General features: G+C 45.4%; 14 protein-coding genes. 12 read left to right on the forward strand and 2 right to left on the reverse strand.

Going from position 1 to position 14,384, the window contains the following annotated elements; all coding sequences use genetic code 11:
• Nucleotides 1-5: 5 nt before the first annotated feature.
• The 7 genes from SO_RS08910 to SO_RS08940 all read left to right on the forward strand — a co-directional run bounded on the left by SO_RS08910 (nt 6) and on the right by SO_RS08940 (nt 8,475).
• Nucleotides 6-713 (forward strand): succinate dehydrogenase iron-sulfur subunit, encoded by a 708-nt coding sequence (locus SO_RS08910; protein WP_011072029.1) that lies wholly within the window; start codon nt 6-8, stop codon nt 711-713.
• Nucleotides 714-932: 219 nt separating this feature from the next.
• Nucleotides 933-3,752, forward strand: a complete 2,820-nt coding sequence (gene sucA, locus SO_RS08915; RefSeq protein ID WP_011072030.1) for a 2-oxoglutarate dehydrogenase E1 component — start codon at nt 933-935, stop codon at nt 3,750-3,752.
• A gap of 48 nt (nt 3,753-3,800) precedes the next feature.
• Complete coding sequence (odhB, locus tag SO_RS08920; protein ID WP_011072031.1) at nt 3,801-4,988, forward strand: 2-oxoglutarate dehydrogenase complex dihydrolipoyllysine-residue succinyltransferase; 1,188 nt, start codon at nt 3,801-3,803, stop codon at nt 4,986-4,988.
• A 117-nt stretch (nt 4,989-5,105) separates the two neighbouring features.
• Nucleotides 5,106-6,272, forward strand: a complete 1,167-nt coding sequence (sucC, locus tag SO_RS08925) for an ADP-forming succinate--CoA ligase subunit beta (RefSeq protein ID WP_011072032.1) — start codon at nt 5,106-5,108, stop codon at nt 6,270-6,272.
• On the forward strand, nt 6,272-7,144 hold the full coding sequence (gene sucD / locus SO_RS08930) for a succinate--CoA ligase subunit alpha (protein WP_007647520.1): 873 nt from the start codon (nt 6,272-6,274) through the stop codon (nt 7,142-7,144). Before sucC ends, sucD begins: the two co-directional genes overlap by 1 nt.
• Nucleotides 7,145-7,521: 377 nt before the next feature.
• Nucleotides 7,522-7,929, forward strand: coding sequence for a nucleoside diphosphate kinase regulator (gene rnk / locus SO_RS08935; RefSeq protein ID WP_011072033.1), 408 nt, complete (start codon nt 7,522-7,524; stop codon nt 7,927-7,929).
• 48 nt (nt 7,930-7,977) lie between these two features.
• Entirely contained in the window at nt 7,978-8,475 is a 498-nt protein-coding gene (locus SO_RS08940) for a GNAT family N-acetyltransferase (protein WP_011072034.1), read from the forward strand.
• Nucleotides 8,476-8,571: 96 nt separating this feature from the next.
• Here SO_RS08940 and fur read toward each other — a convergent pair whose 3' ends face one another.
• Entirely contained in the window at nt 8,572-9,003 is a 432-nt protein-coding gene (gene fur / locus SO_RS08945; RefSeq protein WP_011072035.1) for a ferric iron uptake transcriptional regulator, read from the reverse strand.
• 256 nt (nt 9,004-9,259) lie between these two features.
• On the opposite strand from fur, the gene cobB reads away from it, so the two are divergent.
• The 4 genes from cobB (at nt 9,260) to corA (ending at nt 12,039) form a co-directional block, all read left to right on the forward strand.
• A complete protein-coding gene (cobB, locus tag SO_RS08950) occupies nt 9,260-9,991 on the forward strand; it encodes a Sir2 family NAD+-dependent deacetylase (protein ID WP_011072036.1) in 732 nt (243 codons plus the stop codon).
• Nucleotides 9,992-10,002: 11 nt separating this feature from the next.
• Nucleotides 10,003-10,452, forward strand: a complete 450-nt coding sequence (locus SO_RS08955) for an ATP-binding protein (protein WP_011072037.1) — start codon at nt 10,003-10,005, stop codon at nt 10,450-10,452.
• A 151-nt stretch (nt 10,453-10,603) separates the two neighbouring features.
• Nucleotides 10,604-10,966: a hypothetical protein gene (locus SO_RS08960; protein ID WP_011072038.1), complete on the forward strand. Its 363-nt coding sequence runs from the start codon at nt 10,604-10,606 to the stop codon at nt 10,964-10,966.
• A 125-nt stretch (nt 10,967-11,091) separates the two neighbouring features.
• Nucleotides 11,092-12,039 (forward strand): magnesium/cobalt transporter CorA, encoded by a 948-nt coding sequence (gene corA, locus SO_RS08965; RefSeq protein WP_011072039.1) that lies wholly within the window; start codon nt 11,092-11,094, stop codon nt 12,037-12,039.
• A gap of 62 nt (nt 12,040-12,101) precedes the next feature.
• Here corA and SO_RS08970 read toward each other — a convergent pair whose 3' ends face one another.
• A complete protein-coding gene (locus SO_RS08970) occupies nt 12,102-13,364 on the reverse strand; it encodes an HD-GYP domain-containing protein (protein WP_011072040.1) in 1,263 nt (420 codons plus the stop codon).
• 320 nt (nt 13,365-13,684) lie between these two features.
• Here SO_RS08970 and SO_RS08975 point away from each other — a divergent pair, with 320 nt between their 5' ends.
• Nucleotides 13,685-14,380 carry a 2OG-Fe(II) oxygenase gene (locus SO_RS08975; protein WP_011072041.1) on the forward strand — a complete coding sequence of 232 codons (696 nt, stop codon included), beginning with the start codon at nt 13,685-13,687 and terminating at the stop codon, nt 14,378-14,380.
• Nucleotides 14,381-14,384 lie beyond the last annotated feature (4 nt).

Consider the following 14,384-nt stretch of genomic DNA (forward strand, 5'->3'; position numbering starts at 1 on the left):
CAAAGATGAAATTGGAATTTGCAGTTTATCGCTACAATCCTGATGTAGATACAAAACCTTACATGCAGGATTACAGCCTTGAAGTCGCTGATGGCACTGACATGATGGTGCTCGATGCACTTATCAAGTTAAAAGAAAAAGATCCAACCTTAGTGTTCCGTCGCTCTTGCCGTGAAGGTGTTTGCGGTAGCGATGGTCTGAACATGAACGGTAAAAATGGTCTGGCTTGTATTACCCCAGTCTCTACCTTCAAAGGTAAGAAATTGGAAATTCGTCCACTGCCAGGTATGCCAGTCGTTCGTGACTTAGTGGTTGATTTAACTCAGTTCTATAAGCAATACGAGAAGATCAAACCCTTCCTTATCAATGATGATAAGCAGCCAGCTCGTGAACATTTACAGTCACCTGAACAACGTGCGCATTTAGATGGTCTGTACGAATGTATTATGTGTGCCTGTTGTTCAACGGCTTGCCCATCATTCTGGTGGAATCCTGATAAGTTTATCGGTCCTAGCGGTCTGCTACACGCTTACCGTTTCTTGATCGACAGCCGCGATACAGCAACAGAAGAACGTCTTTCTGAGCTGGACGACGCCTACAGCGTGTTCCGTTGCCATGGCATCATGAACTGCGTTGACGTATGTCCAAAGGGACTTAATCCGACTAAAGCAATTGGTCATATTAAGTCAATGCTGCTTAAGCGAGCTGTGTAATGCAAGAATCTGAGCTGAAACCAATAATAATATAGCTCTCAAAGAGTCACTTTCTGAGTATAGATAGAAGGTGGCTCTTTTGTGTATGTAATGGAAGACAACGCGCCGTGAAATCTGGATATTCTAAGGGCGGCAGAAATTATGTATCAAAGGTCATGACCTGCGATTACATATAAAAACTATGGCTAAGCACGTGTATAAAGTTTGAAAGGAATAGAAATGCACCAAGGCATCATGAAAGCCTGGCTCGAATCATCTCACTTAAGTGGTGCAAATTCGACCTACGTAGAAGAGATGTATGAAGCCTATCAAGAAGACCCTCAGTCAGTTTCTGACGATTGGCGTGCGGTTTTTGATAATCTCCCTCCGGTGAACGGTGCCTCTAAAGACGCGCCTGAAGCGGCTCACTCCAAAGTACGTGATTATTTTCGCAGTTTAGCGATGGAAGGGCGTCATAAGAGCGCAGCTCGTGTGACCGATCCTGAGTTGGATGCTAAGCAAGTTAAAGTGCTACAGCTGATCAACGCCCACCGTTTCCGTGGTCACCAAGGTGCTAACCTTGACCCGTTAGAATTGTGGAAACGTGAACCTGTTGCCGATTTAGATCCCGCATTCCACGGTCTGACCAAAGAAGACATGGAGCGTGAGTTCAATACTGGCTCGTTCGCCCACGGCGGCGAAACCATGAAGTTGGCGGATTTAGTCAAAGCGCTTAAAGCCACATATTGTGGTTCTATCGGCGCCGAATACATGCATATTACCGACACCGATGAAAAGCGTTGGATCCAACAACGTCTCGAACCATCCTTAGGTAAAGCCAACTACGATAAAAGCGTTAAGACCCGCATTCTCGAAGGCCTAAATGCTGCTGAAGGCATTGAAAAATATTTAGGCGCTAAATTCCCTGGTGCAAAACGCTTCTCTTTAGAAGGTGGCGATGCGTTAGTGCCAATGATGAGAGAAATCATTTATCGCGCAGGCGAAGCTGGCACTAAAGAAATCGTGGTCGGTATGGCTCACCGTGGTCGTTTAAACGTCCTCGTGAACGTATTAGGTAAGCGTCCTGCTGAGCTGTTTGACGAGTTCGCGGGTAAGCATGCTGATACCCACGGTTCTGGTGACGTTAAGTACCACCAAGGTTTCTCATCTGATTTTGAAACACCAGGTGGCAATGTGCATTTGGCGCTGGCTTTCAACCCGTCTCACCTTGAAATCGTTAATCCTGTGGTTATGGGGTCTGTACGTGCTCGTCAAGACCGTCGTGGTTGCAAAGATGGTTTACAGGTGATGCCTATCACTATCCACGGCGATTCTGCTATTACTGGTCAAGGTATCGTACAAGAGACATTCAACATGTCTCAAACCCGTGGCTTTAAAGTGGGTGGTAGTATCCGTATCGTTGTGAACAACCAAGTGGGCTTTACCACTTCAAATCATTACGATGTGCGTTCAACTGAATACTGTACTGATATCGCGAAGATGGTACAGGCACCGATTTTCCACGTAAATTCAGACGATCCAGAAGCCGTCGCCTTTGTTGCGCAGCTTGCCGTTGATTACCGTAACGAGTTTAAACGTGATGTGGTGATCGACTTAGTGTGTTATCGCCGTCATGGCCATAACGAAGCTGATGAGCCAAGCGCAACTCAGCCACTAATGTATGCCAAGATCAAGAAACACCCAACGCCACGTAAGATTTACGCTGACAAACTGATCGCAGAAAACACCATTGCTGCCGATGACGTGACCGGCATGATCAACACTTACCGCGATGCTTTAGACCAAGGTGATTGCGTAGTGAAAGAATGGCGTCCAATGACACTGCATACCGTAGATTGGACTCCTTATATTGGTCGCGAATGGGATGAAGCCTATGACGCTTCACTGCCTATCGAACGTTTGCAGAAACTAGCCGATAAGCTGAGCTACGTGCCTGAAAGCCATTCTCTGCAATCCCGTGTTGCTAAGATTTATAGTGACCGTGTTGCAATGGCAAAAGGGGAGAAGCCACTTGATTGGGGCTTTGCTGAAACCTTAGCTTACGCAACGATTCTTGAAGATAAGCAACGTGTTCGCATTACTGGTCAAGACTCTGGCCGCGGGACTTTCTTCCACCGTCATGCGGTTCTGCATAACCAAAACGATGCGACTACGTATTTACCACTGCGTAATATTAGCGATGGTCAAGGTCCAATCGACATTACTGACTCAGTACTCTCTGAAGCCTCAGTATTGGCATTCGAATATGGTTACGCAACGGCAGAGCCTAGTGGTTTAGCCATTTGGGAAGCGCAATTTGGTGACTTTGCTAACTGTGCACAGGTCGTGATTGACCAGTTCTTATCTTCTGGTGAGCAAAAGTGGGGCCGTTTATGCGGTCTGACCATGCTGTTGCCTCACGGCTACGAAGGTCAAGGTCCAGAGCACTCAAGCGCCCGTTTAGAGCGTTTCTTACAGCTTTGTGCTAACCACAATATGCAAGTGTGTGTACCATCAACGCCTGCACAGGTTTACCACATGCTGCGTCGCCAAGTGGTGCGCCCAATGCGCCGTCCACTGGTGGTGATGTCACCTAAGTCATTGCTACGTCACCCATTAGCGGTTTCTAGCATGGACGAATTGGCCAATGGCAGCTTCCAAAACGTGATTGGTGAAATCGATACGTTAGAAGCGAGCAAGGTCGATCGCGTGGTGTTCTGTAGCGGTAAGGTGTACTTCGAACTACTCGAAAAACGCCGTAAAGAAAACATCAATAACATCGCAATTATCCGTGTCGAACAGTTATATCCGTTCCCACATGAAGAAATGGTTGCAGCATTAGCTGACTACCAACATGTGAAGGATTTTGTTTGGTGTCAGGAAGAGCCGCAAAACCAAGGTGCTTGGTACTCTAGCCAACATCACTTTTGGGCTGCTATCCCTGCGGGAGCAAAACTCACTTACGCTGGCCGTGAAGCGTCTGCTGCACCAGCTTGTGGTTACCCTGAGTTGCATGCTCACCAACAAGAATCTTTAGTGAACAGTGCCTTAAAGCTCTAATTGATAAGACTGTAGTCATAGACATTTTATAAAAAAGGATCGTTTTTCATGAGTATCGAAATCAAGGTACCCGTACTGCCAGAATCTGTTGCCGATGCGACTATCGCCACTTGGCATGTAAAAGTGGGACAACAAGTTTCTCGTGATCAAAATCTGGTTGATATTGAAACTGACAAAGTTGTACTAGAAGTGGTTGCACCAGAAGATGGTCATATTGGTGAATTTCTATTCCACGAAGGTGACACCGTTTTGGGCGAGCAAGTGATTGCTAAGTTCATCGCTGGCGCGGTTTCGGGCCAAGAAGTCACTAAAGCGCAAGCAGAAGCTGCCGCTCCTGCAGTGGCAAGTGATGAATCTAACGATGCGTTAAGTCCTTCAGTGCGTCGTTTACTGGCTGAGCACAATGTTGATGCCAGCAAAGTAAAGGGCACAGGTGTTGGCGGTCGTATCACTAAAGAAGACGTTGAAGCCTTCATCAAGTCTGCACCTAAAGCGGCTGCTTCTGCAGCGCCAGTGGTACAGCCACTCGCTGCTGGTCGTAGTGAGAAACGTGTGCCAATGACACGTTTACGTAAGACTATCGCTAACCGTTTGTTAGAAGCGAAAAACTCTACCGCAATGCTCACGACCTTCAACGAAGTGAACATGAAGCCAATCATGGATATCCGTAAGCAGTACCAAGATATCTTTGAAAAGCGCCACGGTATCCGTTTAGGTTTCATGTCTTTCTATGTGAAAGCAGTAACTGAAGCCTTGAAACGCTTCCCTGAAGTCAACGCATCAATCGACGGTGACGATATCGTTTACCACAACTACTTTGACGTCAGCATCGCTGTATCTACGCCACGTGGTCTGGTAACGCCAGTGCTACGTGACACTGATACTATGAGTCTGGCTGATATCGAAAAAGCAGTACGCGATCTGGCGATCAAAGGCCGTGATGGTAAGCTGACTGTGGCGGATATGACTGGCGGTAACTTCACTGTGACTAACGGTGGTGTATTCGGCTCGTTAATGTCTACTCCAATTCTAAACCTGCCACAAAGCGCGATTTTAGGCATGCATGCCATCAAAGATCGTCCAATGGCAGTCAATGGTCAGGTTGAAATCCTGCCCATGATGTACCTAGCTCTCTCATATGACCATCGTATTATTGATGGCCGTGAGTCAGTTGGCTTCTTAGTCGCCATTAAAGACTTCTTAGAAGACCCAACTCGTCTGCTGCTTGATCTGTAATCCAACTCGATAAACGATTCAGTTTAAAGAGTTTGTTAAAGACAAAAGTAAGACATACCCTCGTGACTGGCCCCTTGGGCCAGTTGGATTTGATTAGAAGTATATGGATAGATCATCATGAATTTGCATGAGTATCAGGCAAAATCCTTATTTGCCGAATATGGTTTACCAGTGTCAGAAGGTTTTGCCTGTGATACAGCCCAAGAAGCTGTAGAAGCGGCAGGACGTATTGGCGGAAATTTATGGGTTGTTAAGTGTCAAGTACACGCAGGCGGCCGCGGTAAAGCGGGTGGCGTTAAAGTCACTGGCGATAAAGAAGAAATCAGAGCCTTTGCCGAATACTGGTTAGGCAAAAATCTGGTGACTTATCAAACTGATGAGAAAGGTCAGCCGGTTGCTAAAATTTTAGTAGAAAGCTGCACCGACATCGCGAACGAACTGTACTTAGGTGCAGTTGTTGACCGTGCTACCCGTCGTGTGGTGTTCATGGCATCAACAGAAGGCGGTGTTGAGATTGAGAAAGTGGCCGAAGAAACGCCAGAACTCATTCACAAAGCGATCATCGATCCGCTGACAGGTCCTCAACCATTCCAAGCGCGTGATCTTGGCTTCAAACTGGGCTTAAACCCAACTCAAATGAAGCAATTCACCAAGATCTTCATGGGTCTGGCAACGATGTTCGTTGACCACGATTTCGCGCTCTTAGAAATCAACCCACTGGTTATCACCACTGAAGGTAACCTGCACTGCTTAGACGGTAAAATTGGTATCGATGGCAACGCACTGTTCCGTCAACCAAAAATCAAAGCTATGCACGACCCATCTCAAGATGACGCCCGTGAAGCCCATGCTGCGATGTTCGAACTGAACTATGTGGCTCTGGATGGTAACGTTGGTTGTATGGTGAACGGTGCAGGTCTTGCTATGGGTACGATGGACATCGTTAATCTGCACGGCGGCAAGCCAGCTAACTTCCTCGACGTAGGTGGTGGCGCGACCAAAGAACGTGTTGCAGAAGCATTCAAGATCATTTTGTCTGACAGCAATGTGAAAGCCGTTCTGGTTAACATCTTCGGTGGTATCGTACGTTGTGACATGATCGCAGAAGGTATCATTGGCGCTGTTAAAGAAGTGGGCGTTAAGGTTCCAGTTGTGGTTCGTTTAGAAGGTACTAACGCTGAATTAGGCCGTGAAGTATTAGCTAAATCAGGTCTTGATATCATTGCAGCTAACAGTCTGACTGATGCGGCTGAGCTAGTAGTTAAAGCTGCGGAGGGCAAATAATGTCTGTATTAATTAACAAAGATACCAAGGTAATTTGCCAAGGCTTTACCGGTGGTCAAGGTACTTTCCACTCTCAACAAGCGATCGATTACGGTACGCAAATGGTCGGTGGTGTATCTCCAGGCAAAGGCGGCAGCGAGCACTTAGGTCTGCCAGTGTTTAACACTGTAAAAGACGCGGTTGCAGCGACTGGCGCCACGGCTTCTGTTATTTACGTTCCAGCGCCTTTCTGTAAAGATGCTATCCTCGAAGCAATCGACGGTGGTATTGAGCTAATCGTTTGTATCACTGAAGGCATCCCAACACTGGATATGCTGCAAGTGAAAGTGAAGCTTGAAGAAACGGGCGTTCGCATGATCGGTCCTAACTGCCCAGGTGTTATCACTCCAGGTGAATGTAAGATCGGTATTATGCCAGGCCACATCCACTTGAAAGGTAAAGTGGGTATCGTTTCTCGTTCAGGAACACTGACCTATGAAGCGGTTAAGCAAACTACAGACGAAGGTTTCGGCCAATCTACTTGCGTAGGTATCGGTGGTGACCCAATCCCAGGCACTAACTTCATCGACGTATTGGAAATGTTCCAAAACGATCCACAGACTGAAGCTATCGTGATGATCGGTGAAATCGGTGGTACAGCTGAAGAAGAAGCGGCAGCTTACATCAAAGCTCACGTGACTAAACCAGTTGTATCTTATATCGCGGGCGTAACGGCTCCTGCGGGTAAGCGCATGGGCCATGCTGGTGCGATTATCGCCGGCGGTAAAGGTACTGCGGCTGACAAATTTGCGGCACTAGAAGCCGCGGGCGTGACGACTGTCCGCTCGTTAGCGGATATCGGCAAAGCGCTGCGTGCTAAAACCGGTTGGTAATCTAACCGTTAAAACACGAAAAGGCGCCTAAGGCGCCTTTTTTATTGCGCGTGGTTTTTCTGTACCCACCAGTTAAGTGTGAGAATGGGACAAACCTAACACCGAGGAGGCTAGCATTTTTATTTACAAAGGGTTAGATTGGGCTTCTCTACTCGATATCGTTATTCGGTTAACGTTCGATTGTATTGGTAGAGCCACAACCTAAGCCTTGCGCTTATGGCCCCACGGCTATTCAGCAATAAATCTTGCACTTAATTACCACGCGATTGCAGCACTAGGCTGCAAGCGTATTTATATCGGTTTATCCCATTGGGGGAGGATAAACCATGAGCAGATGGTTAACCTTAAGGGACATCTATTTACATGAGGGAAAGACTGTGAAAGCACCAAAGATCATTATTTCGGAAATCGATTTAGAAAGACTCGAGCGCCTGCTAGAGTCTCTGCCTGCAAATGCATTTCCAGGCAGAGCTGCTTTGGAGGCTGAGCTAGACCGAGCTGACATTGTGCCTGCGGCGCAGATGCCAGCCAATGTGGTGACGATGAATTCCGAAGTGAAATTTAGAGTGTCATCCAGCAATGATACCTTTTGTTTACGTTTAGTGTATCCAAAGGATGCAACTGGTGAGGGCACGATTTCGATCCTCGCGCCGGTGGGCAGTGCCTTATTGGGATTATCTCAAGGCGATCAAATTGAATGGCCAGGCCCTGGCGGAACGATGGTAAAAGTCTGTATTGAAGAAATTGTTTATCAGCCAGAGCGCAGCGGTGACTTTCACCGTTAATCCTTAAGCGGGATTGTTGTGTAGAGGGCGGTAAGGAAGGATGCAAAGATGATTATAGAAACCGAACGTTTACTTTTGAGACCGTTTAACGAGCAGGATGTTGATGCCCTCTATTTGATGAACAGTAACCCTGCGATGTTGAAATACATTCCAACCGCGCCTTTTACTGATCGCGAGCAAGCTCGAGAACTGTTCCATAATGTGATCCTACAGGATTATCAGCAACGGGGATTTGGTCGCTGGGCGGTAGAGCATAAAGCCGATAATAGGGTGATTGGCTTTTGTGGACCCAAATTTATTCCTGAGTTTAACGAAGTCGAAATTGGCTATCGTTATTTCCCAGAATATTGGGGTAAGGGCATTGGTACTGAAGCTGCCGAGGCGGCGCTGAGTGTGTTTCCCCAATTTGGGATTAAGCAAACCATTGCTTTGATCTTAGAGGGGAATTTAGGTTCAGAAACGGTGGCGAAACGCGTGGGCATGTACTGGCGCGAGCACAGTGAATTTATGGGACATAAGATCAATGTTTACGCCAAGATTTTATGACTAACCCTTTGTTGTAAAATAAAAAAACCAGCCGATGGCTGGTTTTTTTATTATTTAAGTTACCGCTAAGGCGCTATTGGAATTGGCCGAGCAAGCTTATTCGTCGTTGTGCTCGCAGTTATCATTAGTGCAATGACCGTACAAATATAAGCTATGGTTTGTTAGCTTGATATTGTACTTACTGGCAATCTCGTCTTGACGACGTTCAATTACTTCATCAGAAAATTCAATCACTTTACCACAAGACAGGCAAACTAAGTGATCATGGTGATGCTGAGTCGATAACTCGAATACGGCCTTACCACTTTCAAAGTGGTGACGAGATACAATACCGGCATCATCAAACTGGTTTAACACACGGTAGACTGTTGCTAGACCAATTTCTTCACCTAAATCGAGCAGTTTCTTATATAAGTCTTCTGCACTTATATGTTGGTTTTCAGGTCCTTGCATCAGTTCTAGGATCTTGACTCGTGGCAGGGTGATTTTCAAACCGGCTTTTTTTAGCGCTTGATTTCCATCTGTCATTGCTAATCTCTTGATTGCAGAACCAATAGGTTCATCCGTGGATAGTGCTTGCCATTATAGGGGGTCAAATTAAAAACTTAAACCTTTGTTCTGGCTTTATAGGGCTATATGCAGATAAATTGTGTTACTGAGCGTGAAATTGCAATAAATTGCGGCAATTCAAGCATAGTTTTTGTAAGGTTATACCAAGGAATAATGTTCACGATGCGAAAAATTCGTGACAATAAATAGAATAATGACAATAAAAGGAAACAGTATGTACCAACATATTGTGGTATTAACTGGCGCGGGTATTTCTGCTGAGTCGGGATTACGTACCTTTCGCGATCAAGATGGTTTGTGGGAAGAGCATCATATAGAAGATGTGGCAACACCAGAAGGCTATGCAAAAGATGCTGAACTCGTCGAACGTTTCTATAACAGTCGCTGGGAGCAATTACACTGTGGTACTGTGATGCCTAATGCGGCACATCTTGCATTAGCCAAGTTAGAGGCTGAGTTTTCTGGGCAGTTATTGGTTGTAACTCAAAATATTGATGATTTACATGAGCGTGCTGGATCTCGTCGTTTACTGCATATGCACGGCGAACTCTCTAAAGGACGCTGTCCGCGCTCGCGCCAAACCTTTTTATTAAGAGAACCTTTTGGAGTGAATAACGGCTGTACTTGCTGTATTCCCGCGCAAAGACTGCGGCCCCATGTGGTGTGGTTTGGCGAAATGCCCTTAGGGATGGATAGAATTCACGATGCGCTCGATAACTGTGATTTATTTATCGCCATTGGTACCTCGGGCACGGTTTATCCTGCTGCGGGTTTTGTCGACACGGCAAATCACCATGGAGCGCAAACCGTTGAGGTCAACCTACAATCGCCCGATAGGCATAGCCAATTTCAATACCATTTAACGGGAAGGGCTGGGGAACTCGTACCTAAATTAGTGGATACGATTCTCGCGGGGCGTGTGATCGGCTCTGATTTGGCCGAATGAGTGACTAACAGATGACGCAAAAACTCGCAATTATCATGCGTGGCTTGCCCGGAAGTGGAAAATCCCATTGGGTTGAGCAGTTTATTGCCAACCTGACTTTGGAGGATGCATTGCGTCTCCGCCAAGGTGGGATTTTCTCGACCGATAGTTTTTTCTATCAAGGTGAGGAATATTGCTTCGATGCCAAAAAGCTTTCCGAATACCATCAGCGTAATTTAACCGCTTTTATTCAAGCGTTAAGCAATGCCCAGCCTATCGTGATTTGTGATAATACCAACCTTAGCCGCTGGGAATATATGGCCTATGAGGCTGCTGCCAAAGCTCTCGATTATCAAGTGCGTATCGTGCTAGTAGGCGACCCATCAGACTCTGTTCATCAAAAGCTGTGCGCCGAGCGTAATCGCCATGGTGTGCCGTTAACTCAAATTCGAAGGATGGCAAAACTGTTTGAGGCATTTTAGTATTCCTTTGTTTGTCATCTTGTGGCGTTATCTTCTATTCAAGGTTAATGTCCAATACGATTAGCAAGAGTTGCATAAGCTTGATCGTAATGACAGTTTCCTATTGATTTGTCGATTATAATGCTGCGAGTTGGTTCCTCTGGAGTTTATCTTGTTAACAAAACTACTGCTCACCTTAGCCGTCATCATTATGGCGATATTGCTGCTCGTTAAGCGTAAGCCTGGCGCGCTTCAAGTGACAGTGTCAGATGCGCCTGTGTCGCTAAGTTTATGGCGCCGTTATGGAATGAGTGGGGCATTTTTGTTACTGGGACTTTGCTTGTTAAGCTACAGTGTATGGTACTGGCGCGATCAGCACAAAGTGGTGACAGTGACCATTGTGTCTCCATCGGGTGAACATTCTGGCATTTATCATGCCCGTAAAGGCGATATCTCAGAAGCTAAGATGGTCACGGTTGAGGGCGTGCATATTCGCTTCTCAAATGCCGAGCGGTTGGAGATCTTGGAAGACTAAAACAGATTTATTTTATGAATTTATCGCTCCCGCCTTTTCATTACTAAGTTATGCGTTAAACTAGCGACAATTTTTTAGCCTGCACTTAAGTGGACTTTTAGCTTAAGTTTTTTTCAGGAGGACACATGATTACTGCCTACATCTATGAAAACCGTCAGTTGACGGTGACTGAGATTAACATTCAAGACAGTATTCCGGCGTCGACCATATGGTTGGATCTTTATAAACCTGATGATGCAGAGCGAGAATGGTTAAGTCATTTTTCTGTTGAAGAAGTGCCTGACGAAGAAGATATCAATGAGATTGAGGCTTCGGCGCGTTTTTATCAAAACAGCGACGGTTTGCATATCAACTCTTTATTCCCACAGCGAGTGGGCCAAGATGTGCGTGGGGTGAACGTTTCCTTTAACCTACGTACCAATTTCCTACTGACCATTCGTGAAGAAGATGTCGGACTTATCCGCCTCTTACGTAACTATTTGCGTTTGGGGCGGCTAGAAGTTTCTACGCCCCAGGAATTATTTCTCGAACTATTTAACTTAAAAGTGGATTACCTCTCCGACTTGATCGAGGACGTGTATACCGTACTTGAAAATGTTGGCGAGCAGGTTTTCGACAGCGAAGAACTCGATGATGTGTTCAAGCTGATTACGCTGCAGGAGGACTCGAACGGGAAAATTCGTTTAAGTTTACTCGATACCCAGCGTTCATTACGCTATATGCAGCGGTACTACCGCGGTCAATTGTCTGATGAGCATTTAAAAGACTTACGTGAGATGCTCTCGGATATCGAGTCTTTAATGCCTCACAGCCAGTTTATTTTCGACAAGTTAAACTTCTTGCTGGACGCTGCGATGGGTTTCAGTGGATTGCAGCAGAATAAGATCATCAAAATCTTCTCGGTTGCGGCCGTAGTCTTTCTTCCGCCGACACTGATTGCGAGTAGTTACGGGATGAACTTTAACGGTATGCCTGAGTTGCAATGGCAATATGGTTATCCTATGGCGATTTTAATGATGCTCGCGAGTGCCGCGGGAACCTATTTCTTCTTTAAACGTAAACACTGGCTTTAATTAAGTGCCTGATTTAAATAGAAAGTAAAAAGCCGGAGTCTCTCCTGCTTTTTACTGATGTTTTACTTGCGGCTATCACCCCCAAAGTAATAACTGACACGTTCCCGTGGGTTGAGGTATTCGTGTACTTTTTCAGGTAAAGCTGCAGCGGGGAGGCAGCGCACAATACTGATCCCTTCGACTTCAAGATCGACGATAGGCGCTTGATCTTTAGGCACTAATGCATCGTAAACGAGGATTTTAGGGCAGAGTAGTTTTTGCAAGTTAACCGACATCACCATGGCATATTGGCCGCTAGATAATTCCACCACACTTCCCGGCGGATAAATACCCAACATTTTGATCATTTTGCCAATATATTCCTGATTTAATTTCGTTTTATATTGCTTATACAAATGTCCTAATGCGGCGTAGGGCATACGTGCTTTACCCTGGTTACTGGGATAACAAAGGGAGTCATATTCATTCACGACCGCTAATAATTGGGATATCTTATCAAGGTCCGCCTCCTTTAACCCTTTGGGATAACCACTGCCATCAAGAAACTCATGGTGGTTAATGATCGCAGGGAGTGCGGCTTCAGGGAAATTGTCTGCCAGCTTGAGTAAATCAATCCCAAGTAGAGGATGCTGCTTAATAAAATTAAGCTCGGGTGCAGACCAAGGTGTGGTTTTTTTCAAAATTTGCGGGGGTACTTTGAGTTTTCCCACATCATGAAACAGAGCGCTTAAGCCGACTAATTCGATTTCACTACGGTCCCATTCCATCTCTTTGGCAATCAGCATGGAGAGGATGGAGACATTTAATGAATGATAATAAATGCTTTCATCCTGCTTGGCATCACTCATTAAATGCAGCACTAGATTGTCTGAGGTTAAGAGTTGTTCCACCATACTTTGAACTAACACCTTGGCATCATCAACGGCATTCAATGGCCGATTGCGTAGCTTAGAGATCAGACTGCGCATCATGGCGACTGAGCGAGTGAAATTTTGCTCAGTTTTATGAATATCTCGGCGAAGTTTCTTTTGTACTTCAATTTGTTCAGCCTTGTAGATATCCATATTATTTTTAAGATCATGGAGTTCAGGGCTGGGAGGCAGTGTTATGGGGTTAACCGCTTCAGGATTTAAGGGGGCGATTTCACTGCGCTCTAAATCGACGATAACGTGTTCAATACCAAGATTTTTAATTAATTCAATTTGCGCAGCCTGTTTAATGTGAAAGCTACTGAATAAAAAAGGATGATCTTTCCAGGCAACGGGTAAACGCACAAAATTCCCTACCTGTAATTGATGAACTGAGACTTTACAGCTTTTTTTCATATTTTTGTTATCGCGAAGCTAATGAAGTTATTTTATCCCCAGACAACCTGAAGATTCAGAGATCAGCGGGAGTTTAACGCACTTTAGGCAAAGCGGCTATTTGCAGACCTCATGGGCTGAGTTAAAAATAACCAATCCAACGTATAGTGCGTTACCACGTGTTAACATTTACTGCCGGTAGAGAGTGACTAAGGCGCTCTACTTCCGTTTTGCATCAATTCAAAAGGTGGTCGGCATTCTGTTATTGATGCAGCTTTACAATTACTTAACTAACATGTCAGCATAGTAAGAGTAGAAAATAGCCAAAGCATCGAGCATATATGGATTTTATCGAAGTATACCCTAATGCAATACCTGATGATCTATGTGATCGTCTCATTCTTGCGTTTGAAAAGCACTCTGGCGTCGTTGATGGGCAAACTGGCAATGGTGTTGACCTTGAAAAAAAGATCAGTCGAGATCTTACATTAGATAATTTCACCGATTTACAGCCTCTTAAAAATGAATTGTTATCTTACACTCTTAAGGGAACGGCAGACTATTTTAGCCAATATGCAATGGCGCTAATGGGAGCAGTGGCGGTTTCTGTCAGTGATGAGCAAGGTCAAGCGGTTACCTTAACACCAAGCAATTTTGAGCGTTTAGGTAAGCCTAGAGCGGAGGCATTAGTCAAATATTTATACCGTAGTGGCAGTATTAATATTCAAAAATATCAAAAGAATAAAGGTGGATATCCCCACTGGCATTCGGAGCAATTCCCCCAACTAAGCCACAATGAAGCCTTACACCGTGTGGTGCTCTATATGTTTTATTTAAACGATGTGGAGGAGGGGGGGGAGACCGAGTTTTATTACCAGCAACGTAAGATTTCGCCTAAAAAAGGCACAATGGTGATTGCGCCAGCAGGCTTTACCCATTCCCACCGCGGCAATATGCCTATTAGTAATGATAAATACATTGCCACCTCTTGGGTGATGTTTAATCGGGCCGAGCAGCTATATGCTGTTTATGCATAAAATG

It is taken from the genome of Shewanella oneidensis MR-1 (genome assembly GCF_000146165.2).
GTDB lineage: Bacteria > Pseudomonadota > Gammaproteobacteria > Enterobacterales > Shewanellaceae > Shewanella > Shewanella oneidensis.